This is a genomic window from Sinorhizobium sp. (assembly GCF_059070375.1).
Window position 1 is genome coordinate 472,983 of the sequence record NZ_JCACWC010000001.1, and the last position, 14,167, is coordinate 487,149.

The 14,167-nt window shown below is 62.1% G+C and carries 11 protein-coding genes and 2 pseudogenes; 1 reads left to right on the forward strand and 12 read right to left on the reverse strand.

What is annotated here, in order from left to right:
* Positions 1 to 25 precede the first annotated feature (25 nt).
* Genes AC5J09_RS02350 through AC5J09_RS02360 form a run of 3 tightly spaced genes read right to left on the reverse strand, consistent with a single transcriptional unit; the run spans position 26 to position 3,636 of the window.
* Positions 26 to 1,285, reverse strand: coding sequence for a glycerate kinase type-2 family protein (locus AC5J09_RS02350; protein ID WP_494296769.1), 1,260 nt, complete (start codon positions 1,283 to 1,285; stop codon positions 26 to 28).
* 12 nt (positions 1,286 to 1,297) lie between these two features.
* Entirely contained in the window at positions 1,298 to 2,068 is a 771-nt protein-coding gene (locus tag AC5J09_RS02355; protein WP_275602675.1) for an enoyl-CoA hydratase/isomerase family protein, read from the reverse strand.
* On the reverse strand, positions 2,065 to 3,636 hold the full coding sequence (locus AC5J09_RS02360; protein WP_379937538.1) for an acyl CoA:acetate/3-ketoacid CoA transferase: 1,572 nt from the start codon (positions 3,634 to 3,636) through the stop codon (positions 2,065 to 2,067). Before AC5J09_RS02360 ends, AC5J09_RS02355 begins: the two co-directional genes overlap by 4 nt.
* A gap of 123 nt (positions 3,637 to 3,759) precedes the next feature.
* Here AC5J09_RS02360 and AC5J09_RS02365 point away from each other — a divergent pair, with 123 nt between their 5' ends.
* Positions 3,760 to 4,581 carry an aldo/keto reductase gene (locus AC5J09_RS02365; RefSeq protein WP_494296770.1) on the forward strand — a complete coding sequence of 274 codons (822 nt, stop codon included), beginning with the start codon at positions 3,760 to 3,762 and terminating at the stop codon, positions 4,579 to 4,581.
* Between the two features lies 1 nt (position 4,582).
* Here AC5J09_RS02365 and AC5J09_RS02370 read toward each other — a convergent pair.
* From AC5J09_RS02370 to AC5J09_RS02410, 9 genes and pseudogenes are all read right to left on the reverse strand, one after another.
* Positions 4,583 to 4,846 (reverse strand): annotated as a pseudogene (locus tag AC5J09_RS02370) (type II toxin-antitoxin system RelE/ParE family toxin).
* Positions 4,843 to 5,128: pseudogene (locus AC5J09_RS02375) on the reverse strand (ribbon-helix-helix domain-containing protein). The pseudogenes AC5J09_RS02370 and AC5J09_RS02375 overlap by 4 nt, the downstream one beginning before the upstream one ends.
* A 79-nt stretch (positions 5,129 to 5,207) precedes the next feature.
* Positions 5,208 to 6,803: a GMC family oxidoreductase gene (locus AC5J09_RS02380; RefSeq protein ID WP_494296771.1), complete on the reverse strand. Its 1,596-nt coding sequence runs from the start codon at positions 6,801 to 6,803 to the stop codon at positions 5,208 to 5,210.
* Complete coding sequence (locus tag AC5J09_RS02385; RefSeq protein WP_494296772.1) at positions 6,803 to 8,299, reverse strand: aldehyde dehydrogenase family protein; 1,497 nt, start codon at positions 8,297 to 8,299, stop codon at positions 6,803 to 6,805. Before AC5J09_RS02385 ends, AC5J09_RS02380 begins: the two co-directional genes overlap by 1 nt.
* Before the next feature lie 153 nt (positions 8,300 to 8,452).
* Positions 8,453 to 9,487 (reverse strand): zinc-dependent alcohol dehydrogenase, encoded by a 1,035-nt coding sequence (locus AC5J09_RS02390; RefSeq protein ID WP_494296773.1) that lies wholly within the window; start codon positions 9,485 to 9,487, stop codon positions 8,453 to 8,455.
* Between the two features lie 9 nt (positions 9,488 to 9,496).
* Positions 9,497 to 10,438, reverse strand: coding sequence for an ABC transporter permease (locus tag AC5J09_RS02395; RefSeq protein WP_102763188.1), 942 nt, complete (start codon positions 10,436 to 10,438; stop codon positions 9,497 to 9,499).
* 7 nt (positions 10,439 to 10,445) lie between these two features.
* Positions 10,446 to 11,957, reverse strand: a complete 1,512-nt coding sequence (locus tag AC5J09_RS02400) for a sugar ABC transporter ATP-binding protein (RefSeq protein WP_494296774.1) — start codon at positions 11,955 to 11,957, stop codon at positions 10,446 to 10,448.
* 10 nt (positions 11,958 to 11,967) lie between these two features.
* A complete protein-coding gene (locus AC5J09_RS02405) occupies positions 11,968 to 12,933 on the reverse strand; it encodes an ABC transporter permease (protein WP_411921418.1) in 966 nt (321 codons plus the stop codon).
* 74 nt (positions 12,934 to 13,007) lie between these two features.
* Complete coding sequence (locus AC5J09_RS02410) at positions 13,008 to 14,120, reverse strand: sugar ABC transporter substrate-binding protein (RefSeq protein ID WP_379937544.1); 1,113 nt, start codon at positions 14,118 to 14,120, stop codon at positions 13,008 to 13,010.
* Between the last annotated feature and the right edge of the window lie 47 nt (positions 14,121 to 14,167).

Here is a 14,167-nt window from a genome sequence, read left to right on the forward strand (position 1 = left end):
TGGCTCGGAAGAGGGTAGCCGCCTTTCACCCTACCAGAATCGCCCTGAAGTCATTCACATTGGTGCCTGTGGGCCCAGGCACGAACAGATCTTCGAGGCAATTGAAGGCAGTCCAGGCGTCGTTGCCCGAAAGCAATGCGACCGGATCTCTGCCGAGTGCGCGCAAGCGCGTCGCGCTGCTTCCGTCTGCAAATGCTCCCGCATTGTTCTCCGAACCGTCGATACCGTCGCTATCTGCCGCAAGTGACGCGAAGGGCAGGCCTTCGGCTGCGATCGCGAGCGAAAGAAGGAATTCGGTATTGCGCCCTCCCCTTCCATGCCCGCGAAGCGTCACCGTCGTTTCACCGCCCGAAAGCAGAACCACGGGACGTTCGAAGGGGCGGTTGCGCAAGGCCACTTCGCGCGCGATTGCGGCGTGGACTTTGCCGACGTCGCGCGCCTCCCCTTCGATCGCGTCCGACAGGATGATGGCAGGCATTCCCCGTGCTTCGGCCCGAGCCGCGGCAGCCTCCAACGAAAGCCGCGCCGAGGCGATAACCTGAGCCTCGTGGCCCGCAAAGACGGGATCGTTCGGCGACGGGGCCGTCCCGTTCTCGCCCTTCAGCCAATCGACGAGCCTCTCGGGCAGTTCGATTCGCCAGGCATCCACCATTGCGCGGGCCGTAGCGCGGTCCGTCGCGTCGGGAACCGTGGGTCCCGACGCGACCTGTGCCGGGTCATCGCCCGGGACGTCGGAAACGATGAAGCTCACTACTTTCGCCGGGTGGCAGGCGGCGGCGAGCCGCCCTCCCTTTATGCCTGAGACCTGCTTGCGGATTGCGTTCATCACGGATATCGGTGCGCCGCTTGCGAGCAGCGCCCGATTCAGGGCGATTTCATCTTCGAGAGCGAGTTCTTCGGGCGGGCAAGGCAGCAGGGCCGAGCCTCCTCCACAGAAAAGAGCAACGACGAGGTCATCCGCCGTCAGCCCGCGCACAGCTTCGAAGAGCGCGCGCGAGGCGACAAGTCCGTTTCGGTCGGGAACCGGATGGGCCGCCTCGATCACCCTTATCCGATGGCAGGGAACGGCATAGCCGTAGCGGGTGACGACGACGCCTTCGAGCGGGCCGCCCCAAAGGCTCTCGAATGCCGCCGCCAGTTGGGCCGCGCCCTTGCCCGCCCCAACCACAACGGTGCGCCCACGCGGCGGCTCCGGCAATCGGGTGCGAAGCGCAAGCTTCGGGTCTGCCGCCCGCACGGCCGCGTCGAACAATTCCGAAAGAAAGTCCCGATCGTCAGGTGACATGAAAACCCCAGCTCATGAGCCGAACCGCGCCGGCCGCCTCTCGCGGAAGGCCGACAGGCCTTCCTGCAGGTCGTCGGACGCCGCGGCCACGGCACCCGCCAAGGCTTCGACGACCCGCTCGTTTTCTTCTTTCTCCGCTGCGTTGATGAGCATTTTCGTGAGTTCGGTCGCGCGCGCCGATCGCTTCATTACGCCTGCCGCTGCGCTTTCCGCGGCGGCGCGCCCCTCGCCCGTTGCGACCACCTGATCCACCAACCCAAGGGCGAGCGCCTCCTCAGCGTTATAGACATGCCCGAAGAGCGCCATGCGCCGCACGAGCTGCGGACCGAACCTTCGCACCGCGCGTTGCGTGCCCGACCAGCCGGGAATTATTCCGAGCCCCGTCTCCGGCTGGCCTATCCTGACATGTGCCTCGGCGATCCGGAGATCGGCGCAGGCGGCGAGCTCGAGCCCACCCCCTAATGTGTGCCCGTTCAACACCGCGATCAGCGGAACCGCGAGCCGGGCCAGAGCATCGAAGGCCGCATGGCCGTCACGCACCCAATGGCGGCCGAAGGACTCGGGCGAAGCATTGCTCCAGGCATCGATGTCACCTCCGGCGCAAAACGAACGCTCCCCCTCACCGGTCAGTATCGCCACCTTCGCCGCGGAGCGCTCGATTTCGCGACAGGCCGGGACGATTGCATCGACCATCTCGCCGTTAAGCGCATTCAGCTTGTCCGGCCGGCTAATCGTCAGCCAGGCGACACCTTCCTCGATCTTCAGTCGAACCGGCTCGCTCACAGGTCTAACCCCATTGCGGTTGAAAGAAACAGGGCTTTGTCCATTTCCTTGAGCCCGTCGGCTACCCGCAGGGGCGTCGCTGCCTGATCGAGAACGTCCCTCCTCAAGTCCAAACCGGGGGCAACCTCGCTGACAACGAGCCCATCGGGCTCGAGCTTCATCACGCAGCGTTCGGTGACATAGGTGACATCCTGCCCTTGCATGCGTGCACGCCGCCCGGAAAAACTGACCTGATCGACTTTCGGGACGATCTTCGCAACTCGTCCTTCCTTGTCGATGACGAGCCGCCCGTCCTCGACATGCATTTTCGCGCCCGCGTTGAAATTGCCCGAGAAAACGATCTTCCTTGCGCGCGCGGTGATGTCGACGAAGCCGCCTGCGCCGGCCGTGCGGTGGGGTGTCGCTGCGAGACGGCTGACATTCACCGAACCTTCGGCGTCGATTTCAAGAAATGACAGCAAAGAGCAATCGAACCCGCCCGCCTGGAAATAACAGAACTGATGCGGCGAGGCGACGAAAGCCTCGGCGTTCGACGCACAGCCGAATTTGAAATCGAGCAGCGGCACGCCGCCCACCGCGCCCTGCTCGATCACCCAGGTGATCTTGCCGTGATGCCCTTCTTCGATCAGCACGCGCGGGACGTTTGCCGAAATACCGAACCCGATATTGACCGCCCAGCCGGCCTTGAGTTCCTGCGCCACCCGGCGGGCGATCACCTTGCCGGGGTCCAGCGCCGGCGTGCGGAACGTATGAAGCGGGCGGAACAGTTCCCCGGATATCGCGGGATCGTAAGCGGTCGCAGTCGTCTGCAATTGATCGGGCGCTTCGACGATGACATCGACGAGTATCCCCGGAACGCGCACGTCGTGAGGACGCATCGTTCCCTCGGCCGCGACCCTTTTCACCTGGGCTATGACGATCCCACCCGAATTGCGCGCCGCAAGCGCCATCTCCATCGCGCCGAGCGTCGCACCTTCGTGCTCGAAGGTCAGGTTGCCTCTCTCGTCGGAGGTCGTCGCGCGGATGATCGCGACATCGGGCTGAATGGGCGGAAAATGCAGCCAGTCGTCGTCGGCAAAGCGCACGCGCCTGACGATCGGCTCGGCCCGCGCTGCGGCGTTCATGGCGCAGCCTTCCTGCTCGGGATCGACGAAGGTGTCGATGCCGACCTTGGTCAGCACACCGGGGCGTTTCGCGGCACCTTCCCTCAGCATGTCGAAGACGATGCCGGAGGGCACGTTCCAAGCCGCCACCTCTTCCTTCAAAATCATCTGCCAGATGAGCGGCGGTTCGGCACTGCTCGGACCGGAAGGATACGAACCGCCGATGATCTTCTTCAGCATGCCTGGCCTGGCGATGTGATCGACCCCCTTCGTCCCGAAGAAATCTCCGGCGGCGATGGGGTGAACCGACGTCAGTGCGCGCGGATGTCCCTCCGACTCGAACCGCTCTCCGAGTGCCCTCAAAACCTCATCGGGACAACATAGGCCGGACGACGAATTGACCGCCAGCACCGCCCCATCTTTGACCAGCCCGGCGGCCTCGTGTGCGGTCATCATTTTTGCCATGCCAGGGCTCCTTTTCTTGTTGCGTAAGTAACTAACCAGTTATAGCTTAAGCATGACAAGCCGCGGAGGCAAGAGGCATTTCCTCAGCTCCTCATTTTACTGGGCCAATCAATGGGAGGACCGATGAGCGTTTATTTCGAGAAGAGTTATCAGAGAGGTTTCGGCACCTACCCACTGAAGGGCGAGCCGTTGAAGGCGGCCATTCACGAGGCCATCATGGTCGGCTACCGCGCCTTCGACACTGCACAGATGTACGGCAACGAGGCCGAAACAGGGGAAGCGCTTGCCGAGAGTGGCGTTGATCGGAGCGAGTTCTGCATCACCACCAAGGTGCACCCCGACAACTATTCCGAAGAGAAATTTCTGCCTTCGATCGAGGCGAGCCTGAAAGCCTTGCGCGTGGATCAGGTCGACGTCCTCATGCTGCATTGGCCGGCAATCGGTGGTGAGAACGCTCAATCCCTGCGACTGCTACAGAAGGCTTTCCACATCGGCCTCGCCCGCAATATAGGGATCTCCAACTACACGGCCCGGATGATGCGCGACGCACAGTCGATCATAGAGGCGCCGCTGGTGACCAACCAGGTCGAATTCCACCCGCTCATCGACCAGAGCCGGCTGCTCGACGCAGCAGAAGAGACGAAGATCCCACTGTCCTCCTACTGTTCGGTGGCCAGGGGCGAGGTGTTCAAACATGCGGTCTTCGCCGAGGTCGGCGCGAGATACGGCAAGACGGCTGCCCAGGCGGTCCTTCGTTGGATCTTTCAAAAGGGTGTGTCCATGAATACCATGTCGACAAAGCCGGAGAACATCAGGGCGAACTTCGAGATCGTGGATTTCGTCCTTTCGCCGGAAGACATGAAGCGGATCGGCGCGATGAACGCGACCAGCTATCGGATTCTGAAGGCCGGGATGTTGCCGTGGGTTCCGGACTGGGACCGGTAGGTCACCCGCCTCCTCCGCCCGGTCCTGACGCCGGAAACACCCAGTAAGTGGCGTCAACCGGTAGAAACCAAATTGCCATCTTGTCCCGCCGAAGAATCCGGATCCCGGAATGAATATCGGGCTGCAAAGGCCCGATATAAGACGTATCCAGGAGACGATCGAATTCGAGGCGCAGGTTGCGGATGCGTTCAGCGCTACGCTCCAACGCCTCGCCAGGCGGATCTCCAAGTTAGACATAAGCGTCGAACAGATGATCGAAGATCAGCTCGAAATCGCCTTAGGCATCCGAACAATCCGTCGCTTCCGCTCAATCATCGCCGCGACGCGGCCTTCCATTTCCGTCGCAGAAATCATCGGTCCTGTTAATCGACGCTGGATCACTTCGCGAAGCGCTGACGCCTCGACGGTCTCCGCTTCCGTCTTTTGACGAAGCAGTTCGAAGCCTGCTGGAGGACGGAACTCAGGCTGGATACCGGCCGCTCTCTACCAACGAACGGGCGAACGCATTTTGTTGATCGGTCAACGAGATCGACGATTTGACACTCATAGACTGAAATCCTCTGCCCACCCTCTACTCAGTAGCATTTGTCAAATTGTGTCGGGATCCCTCCGTTACTGCCTCGCGGTCATGTGTTACCCCGGATCAGATCGGCCGCCTTCTCGCCGATCATGATGGTAGCCGCATTGGTATTGGAGCCCACGAGACTGGGCATCACCGAACTGTCGCAGATGCGGATGCCATCAAGGCCGTGGACGCGGAGCTGCGGATCGACCACCGACATATCGTCGCGACCCATCTTGCAGGTGCATGTCGGGTGATAGGACGTCCGTCCGTATTGCCGCGCATAGGCCTCGAAGTCGGCCTGTGTCCTGACGTTCTCGTCGGGGAAGCGGATCGTCCTGATGTATTTCTGCAGCGACGGCTGCCCGAAAATTTCCCTGCTGATCCTGATGCCTTCGACCGAGATCCTGAGATCGTCCGGATCCTCGAGGAAGTTCGGGTCGACGATCGGCAGGGCGCGGGGGTCGGCAGAACGAAGGGTGACGGAACCCCGTGACTTCGGCCGGACCGTGTAGGAATTCAAGGTCACCCCGGAGGAACCCTTTGGAACGCTCGGCACTCCGGCCTCGGCTCCCGCCCCCGCAAGGAAGTGGAACTGGAGGTCGGGATAGGGGCTTGCCCGATCGCCGTACCAGAAGGCTCCACCCTCAACAACGTTGGAGGCGACCGGCCCGGATTTGAAAAGCGCGTACTCGATCCCCGCCAAGAACATCCAGTGGAGCTTGTTGTACTTGTCGAGACTGTCATGCCCCTTCAGCTCGGCAACGATGTCCACGCCGAAGTGATCGTGGAGGTTCTGGCCGACCCCCGCCATATCCTGCACGACGTCGATACCGTGGCTCTGCAGGGAGGCGGCCGGGCCGACCCCGGAAAGCATCATGAGCTTGGGCGTTCCGATCGCACCCGAGGTGACGAGTACCTCGCACTCCGCCCTGGCGATCTTCGCGGCGCTCCCGGTCGAATATTCGACTCCGACAGCGCGGCGGCCCTGGAACACGATGCGAAGGACAAGCGCACCCGTGATGAGCGTGAGGTTCTTTCGCGCGAGCGCCGGCCGCAGATATCCGACGGCGGCCGAGCAGCGGCGGCTGTTGCGGATCGTCGTCTGGTAGACCCCCGCGCCTTCCTGGACCGGCCCGTTGAAGTCGGGATTATAGGGGATGCCGAGCTCCTGGCAGCTCTGGACGAAAGCCCGTGTCATCGGTTGCGGATCGGGAAGGTTGGAGACTCCGAGAGGACCGTCCGTCCCGTGCCACTCGCCGGAAAGGATCGTATTGCCCTCGGACCGCAGGAAGTAAGGCTTCACCTCCTGAAAGCTCCAGCCGTCGGCCCCCTCTTCCACCCAGCGGTCATAGTCCCGCGGGTGGCCGCGCGTATAGACCTCGGCATTGATCGAGGAGCCGCCGCCAAGCACTCTCGCCTGGGCATAGGGAATCTCGCGGTTGTTTGCATGTTTCTGCGGGGCGGTCGTCAGGCCCCAGGTCATCGGCCCCGCAGTCATCTTCGCGAAGCCGACGGGCATGTGGATCAACGGGTGACGATCGCGGCCGCCTGCCTCGATCAGGCAGACGCGCACCGAAGGGTTCTCGGAAAGGCGAGCGGCCAGAACGCAGCCGGACGATCCGCCGCCGACGATGACGTAATCGAAACCTTCCATCATCAGGCAATCCAATGCGTGCGCTTGCCGATCTCGACATGGACCGATTTCACCTGCGTATATTCCTCGACTCCGTATATGCCGGCCTCGCGGCCCCAGCCGGACTGCTTGAAGCCTCCGAGCGGCATCTCCGGCCCGCCGGCCATCATGGTATTGACCCAAAAGCGGCCCGCTCGAACGCGTCGCGTGACGGTCAGGGCCTTGTCGATATTCTTGGTCCAGACGCTTGCAGCCAGTCCGTAAACCGTGTCGTTTGCCAGCTCGACCGCCTGCTCGACCGTGTCGAAGGTCATCGAGCAAAGCACCGGCCCGAAGATTTCGTCACGCGCAATCGCCATGTCGCGCGATACGCCCGAAAACAGCGTGGGCGCGATGTATTGCCCGCGACCGAGATCGACGGCGGCCCCCCCGGTCACGAGCTCCGCTCCTTCCGTTTTGCCCTTGGCGATATAATCGAGAATGGTCGTATTCTGCGCTTCGGTCGTGATCGCGCCGACCTGGGTCGTCTCGTCCAGCGGGTCTCCGACGCGTATCCGTTTCATCTTCTCGGCAAGCAGCGCTTCGAATTCGTGCGCCACCGACCGCTCGACGATCAAGCGGGATGAGGACACGCAGCATTGCCCCGTATTGAAGCTGATGCCGAAAGCTGCGCCATCGGCCGCATCCTCTAGATCGGAGTCGGCAAAGACGATGATCGGGTTCTTGCCTCCAAGCTCCAGACCGAGCTTCTTGAAATTGCTGTCGGCGGCCGCATGCACGCAGGAACGCCCAACGGCGGTTGAACCCGTGAACGACAGCATGTCGATGTCGGGATGCTCACTCATGGCCTGACCGATCGTCCGACCCGAGCCGGTGATCACGTTATACACGCCGTCGGGCAGTCCGGCTTCGGCGAGCACATCGGCAAGGATGAGAGTCGTCGCGGAAGTCACCTCCGACGGCTTCACGACCATCGTGCAACCCGATGCGAGAATGAAGGGAACGCGCTCGCACAGGATCAGGAAAGGAAAGTTCCATGGCGTGATGAGCCCGACGACCCCGATCGGCTCGCGCAGAACCATGCCGAACAATCCGTCTCCGAGCGAATTGAAGCTGTCGCCGTGCAGAAGGCGGGCCGCACCCGCGCCTACTTCGAAGCAGGCGATGCAGTGGTCGATCTCGCCGCGCGCCTGGGTGATCGGTTTGCCGTTTTCCAGCGCCTCCCAATAGGCGAGTTCATCGCGACGGGTGCGCAGGATCTCGGCCACCCGCAGCAATACCGACGCACGAGAGCCCCCCGGGAGACCGGACCAACGCCGGTCCTCGAAAGCCCGGCGTGCGGCGGCGACTGCGGAATGCAGGTCGTCGACGCTGCATTTTGCGGTGCGGGTGACCGCAATGCCATGTCCGGGCGAGTGCCGCACGAAGAGGTCATGCCCGTTTTGCCATTTGCCATCCACGAAGAAACCGAAATCCCGCGGGGCGGCCGGAGGAGAAAGGAAGTTGTTCAGCTGGTCCATCGGGTGCCTCTCTATCTTAGTAACTAAACGGAAACTTGTATTAGCTGCGCGCTCGACCACGATGGTTTTAGGTCCGGCCGACCTAATGTCGTGACCGTGATCAATTCAGAGCGGGATGCGGGTGGAAACCGCGCACACTTTCCTCATCCCGCTCTAAGCGTCCAGCAGGATCTGGGTCTTGAGGTGCTCGGTTCTTGCCGAAACCGTTTCGAAGGCCTCCTGAATGCGCTCGAGCGGAAAGTGAGCAGCGGTAAAAGCCTCGGTTCGGAACCTGCCATGGGACAGAAGCGTCAGCGCGTCATGCATGTCCTCCCCCATTCCCGCAACCGAACCCTTGAGGCTGTTTTCCTCGAGTACGGTCCTGAGTATCTCGATCGGAACGGTTTCGCCTGGCGGGGCAATCCCGAAGAAAGCCACATGACCGCCCTTGCGGACCAGGTCGAAGGCCTGACGATAGAGCTTCGGGCTGCCGACGCTTTCGACGACGATATCTGCGCCGCGTCCGCCCGTCATCTCAAGCACCCTGCTCCTGAGCGCCGCGGGTTCCGATACCGCAGCATCCGCGCCCGCCTCGACCGCCATGCGGCAGCGCTCGCTCGACAGATCCGCAACGATGACCGGAGCCATGCCGACAAGGCGCATCATCTGGACATGCAGGTTGCCGATGGGGCCTGCTCCCAGAACCACTCCCGACCGACCGAAGGCCGCACCGGCCTTGCGCGCCGCCCGGACGACGCAGGCGACCGGTTCGACGAGCGCCAGAACGGCTTCAGGCACTCCATCCGGAACCGGGAGGACCAGACGACCGGGAAGCGCCACATATTGCGCAAAGGCTCCATCGCGCCCGATCCCGACCTGCTCCGCTTCGCCGCAGTTCAGAACTTCGTTGCGCCGGCACCAGTAGCAGTTGCCGCAACCAATATTGATGTCCGCGACCACACGCATCCCGGTCTTGAGATGCGTCACGCTTTCGCCAACCTCTGCGATCGTCCCGCAGAACTCGTGCCCGGGCACTATCGGCAACCGATCGGCCGCGTAATGGCCGTTGAAGATGTGGAGGTCGGTACCGCAAATGCCCGCCCGCGTTACGCGGATCAGGACGTCGGCCGGACCGATCTCGGGAATGCCGACTTCTCTGACTTCAAACCGGCGCGGCTCCACGAGAACGGCAGCTTTCATCGTCGCCATCCTTCTCTCCTACTTCACCGTCCTGAGCTTGGCCCGGTCGATCGTCAGGGCGATGGCGCCGATGAGGACGATGCCGAAGACCATTTGCTGTTGTGTCGCATCGATCTCGAAATAGAGCATCGAGGCGCGAATGACCGCTACGATCAGGGTGCCGATAACTGTGTTGAGGACCCCACCCACTCCGCCCGTCAGCGGAGTTCCGCCAACGAGAACGGCGACGATCGCCGGCAGCAGGAAACCGTTGGCGATCGTCGGCGCTCCGCCCGAAAGCTTGACTGCGAACAGGAGGCCGGCAATCGCCGCGAGCGCACCGGAAATCGCAAAGGCCAGTATCTTATAGCGGGCCACGTTCAAGCCCGATGCGGCGGCGGCGAGCTCGCCTGCGCCGACGGCCTTCAGCGCCCGTCCGAGAATGGTCCGGCGCTCGATGAAGAGGCAGACGACAAGGAGCACTGCAGCGATGAGGAGCTCGTTCGGCACCCCCCACGTCCGGCCGATCATCCAGCCGAAGGTCTCGTTGCGTTGCGCCGCGTCCATGTTCAGCGCGCGCTGGCCGGACAGCCATTGCGCGACCGAAAAGGCGACGCCGCCCACGGCAAGGGTGGAAATGAAGGACGGAACGTAAAGTCTCGTAGTGATGTAGCCGGACAAGGTGCCCAGCAGAAAACCCGCAGCCACGCAGAGAAGGGCCACCCAGGCTCCCATCGATGCAAGGTAGACCGAGGCAATCACGGTCACCATGTTGGCCATGGACTGGGCCGACAGGTCGATGCCTCCGATATAGATGGCGAAGGTCAGGCCGAGCGCCATGATGAAGAGCGGCACGATGTCGCCTGCGAGGCTCATGAGGTTTTGCGGCTTGAGAAAACCGGGATCGGCCATCCCGACGATGGCGACGAGCACCGTGAGCGTGATCCAGGGCAGGTGCGGTTTGAGGTGTTGTAGGTCCATCTTATCCTCAGATCATGTAATGCAGGAGGTCATAGAGGGAGGGCTTCGCGCCGGGCGCGCAATCGAACCGTTTCTGGATACTGCCATCCTTGACGACGACGATCGTATGGGAGAGGCCAATCGCTTCTTCGAGCGTGTCTGCCACCAGGACGATCCCGACGCCGGCATCGTTCATGGCGCGGATCATTTCGTAGACGTCCTCCTTCGCCCCGATGTCGAGACCTCGCGTCGGGTGATCGAGCAGCATGATATCGGCGCCTGCGGAGCGCCATTTGGCGAGAACGACCTTCTGCTGATTGCCGCCTGAAAGATTGCCGCAATCCGCGAGCTCGGAATGAGCCTTGATGGAGAGCTTCCTGATCCACTCCCGCGCGAGCGCGCGCTCCTTTCCGACCTGCAGAACGCTTGCGGTCGAATGCTTCCTCATCTGCGAGAGGGTCATGTTCTCGTAGACATTCATGCCCGCCACGATGCCCTCGATCTTGCGCTCGCGCGGAACATATCCGACACCGAGGCCGACCGATTGACGCGGCGAATATGCCTTCACCTCCTGTCCCTTGATCTTCAGGCGTCCGCCGGTGGGGCTGAGCATGCCGTAGATTGCGCGCAATATTGCTTCCCGGCCCGAGCCTTCGGTTCCGACGAGGCACAGGACCTCACCGGCGTGAAGCCTGAGCGAGATGTCCCTCGTACGTCCCGGCAGGTCGATGCCGGACATTTCGACCAGGACTCTCGAGGGATCGTAGGGCTTTTGAAGCTGCTCCCGGTAATATTGCTTGTCGACGTTCCGCCCGACCATCTTGTGCTGGATCGATTCGGCATCGGCTCCGCGCCCGCCCCGCTCGACGACGTCGACCACCTGTCCGTCCTTCATCACGTAGATCCGGTCCGACAGCTCCATCACCTCGTCCATTCGGTGCGAGACGAATATGAAGGAGGCACGGGTCACGAGCTCGCGCACGAGCTTGAACAGGAGTTGCACTTCGTCCTTCGACAGGACCGAGGTGGGCTCGTCGAGGAGGATGACGAGATCGCCGTCGACCCGCTCTTCGAGTGTGAGGACCTTTGCGAGTTCGACCAGCTGACGCTGGGCGAAGGACAGCTTCGACGTGACCGTTGAAGGATCGATGTCCAGCTTGACCTTCGCAAGCTGTGCTTTCGCGGCCTTGGCCATCTCCTTCCAGTTGATGACGCCGAGGCGGACGAACTGCTGCTCGTAGCCGAGGAAAATGTTCTCCATCACAGTGAGGTTGGGGATCAGGGACTGCTCCTGAAACACCATCCCGATTCCCTTTTCCATCGCCTGGCGGGGGTTCGCGAAGCGCACGGCATCGCCGTTGATGAGGATCTGCCCGCCATCGGGCTGGTAGGCGCCATAGATCACCTTCATCAGGGTGGATTTTCCCGCGCCGTTCTCTCCTACCAGCCCGACGATCTCGCCGCGTTTAATATGGAAGTCGATCGCCTTCAGCGCATGAACGCCGGGGAACTTCTTGTCGAGGGACTTCAGCTCGTACATGGGCTCACCCTCACTTCACGAAAGAGACAAGCTTGCGATCGGTCGACAACACGACGGCAAGGATGACGAGGAGGCCCAGAACGCCGTCCTGAAGGAAGTCCGGCAGACCGATGACCACCATGCCGTTGTTGATGACGCCGACGATAAGGACGCCGATCAGCGCATTCCACACGCCGCCGATGCCGCCCCACAGGGCCACCCCTCCGACGACGACTGAGGTGATCGATACGAACATGAAATTGGAACCCGTGACGGACTCCGCTTGCCCGATGCGTGCGACGACGAGGACTGCCGCAATCGCGTAAAACATGCCTGCAAGCGCAAAGCCGGCGATGCGCACGCGGCTGACGTCGAGGCCCGAGGCATGCGCCAGTTCTTCTCCGCCGCCGACCGCATAGAAGTTGCGGCCGAGCCTTGTGTGTTCCTGGATGAACCAGGCGACGATCAGGAATACGGCGGCCACGTACACCATGAGCGGGAAGCCAAGCCATCTGACGGTCAAGAGGCCGCGGAACGCCGGATCGCTGACCCGCACTATATCGCCGCCCGTGACCAGAATTGCCGCGCCGGTTCCGACGAAACCCATGGCGAGGCTCGCCATGAACGAGGGTACCCGCAGTTTGACGTGGATCAAGCCGTTCAGGAAGCCTATGAGCCCGCCTATGATCAGGACCAGCGGAAGGGCGAGCCACGCCGTGCCCAGCAAGGTGCCGCCGAGCTTTATGAAGGCAAAGGAGAAGAGCACGGCCGTAAGCGAGATGACACCTTCCATGGAAAGGTCGATCGAGCCCATGATGATGATGAAAGTCACGCCCACGGCCACCATCAAGGCGGGGGCGGATGCGATGGCGATGCGCGCGAAGTTGCGGGCCGAGAAGAATGTCGGGTTCAAAACCGTAAAGAAGATCACAAGCGCGACGAGCACCAGAAGGGGCGCCCATTTGATCAGGGTCTCGCGCGATATGGGCCGGGTCACGATGGGCACCTTTCGCATGGTCTCGGATAAAGATAACGGGGACGGTCGGCTGCGCGCCGTCCCCTGAGAAAGCGTCAGGACCGATACTGAATCTGTCCGTTGGAAGGCCCCCAGAAGTCGGCCCAATCGTATTTGGGAACCGAATCCAGATACTTGGCCTTGAACTCCTCGGCATCCTTCTTGCTGACCAGGACGGTCGGTCCGTAGAACTCGCGATGCTCTTTCGGCTCTTCCGACGGCTTGAAGCTGCCGATTGCCGCATGGTAGGCGAGCGCCGAGGTGATGCCACCGCCCCAGTGCGGATTGGTGAAGACTGTCGCGAGCAGCTGGCCGTCCATGACCATCTGCACCGCTTCGGGATTGCCGTCATAGGACACGATCGGCATGCCCTCGAGGCCTTCGGCGCGCAGCGCCTCGATGACGCCGTAGGCGATGTTGTCGTTGGCGCAATGCACACCCTTGATCCTGTCGCCGTAGCGGGTCAGGAAGGATGACATCAGTGCCGCGCCTTTCTGCGTGTCCCAGTCCGCCGGCTGCGCATCGAGCAGTTCGATGTTGGGAAAGTCCTTCAGTGCATTCTTGAGGCCGTTGAGCCGCTCGACCGCAGGGTTGTTGGCGGCAATGCCGCCCAGGTGGACGACCCCGCCCTCGCCGCCCATGGCTTCGAACAGGATGCGTGCGGTTTCTTCGGCGGGCTTCTCGTCCGACCAGGTCATGTGCGACACGTAGTTGTCGCCGAAATCCCATGGATGGAGATCATCGGTCTTGTTCCAGATCGTGGCGATGTAGCCGCCCGCAGCCGACACTGCCTCGACGATCGGCCGCGCATTCGGGCTGTCATTGGCATCGCAGGCGAGGGCGCAATTTCCATTGTTCTTGGCAAGGAAGGCCTTGATGTCGGCCAGAGATTTCTCGGAGGACCCTTCGTTGATCAGGCTTACGAGCGCGCTCTTCGGCTTGCCGAGCGATTCGACGAACGCTTCGCCGCCGGACACGACCGAGTTCCAATAGGCCGAAGCGCGGTCGCGATAGCTCCAGGCGATCGCGGGATCCGTCAATGCAGCGCGCGCGCCGCCGCCAAACGGGTTTGGCAGGACCGCTGCCCCCAGACCTGCGGCCGAGGCAAGCAGAAAGTGGCGACGGCTGATCGTCTCACGCTCGATGAAGTTCTTGATGAATGTCGACATTCGCATTCCTCCCAATGCAGTTGAGTGTCCGGCACCGACGGCTTCAT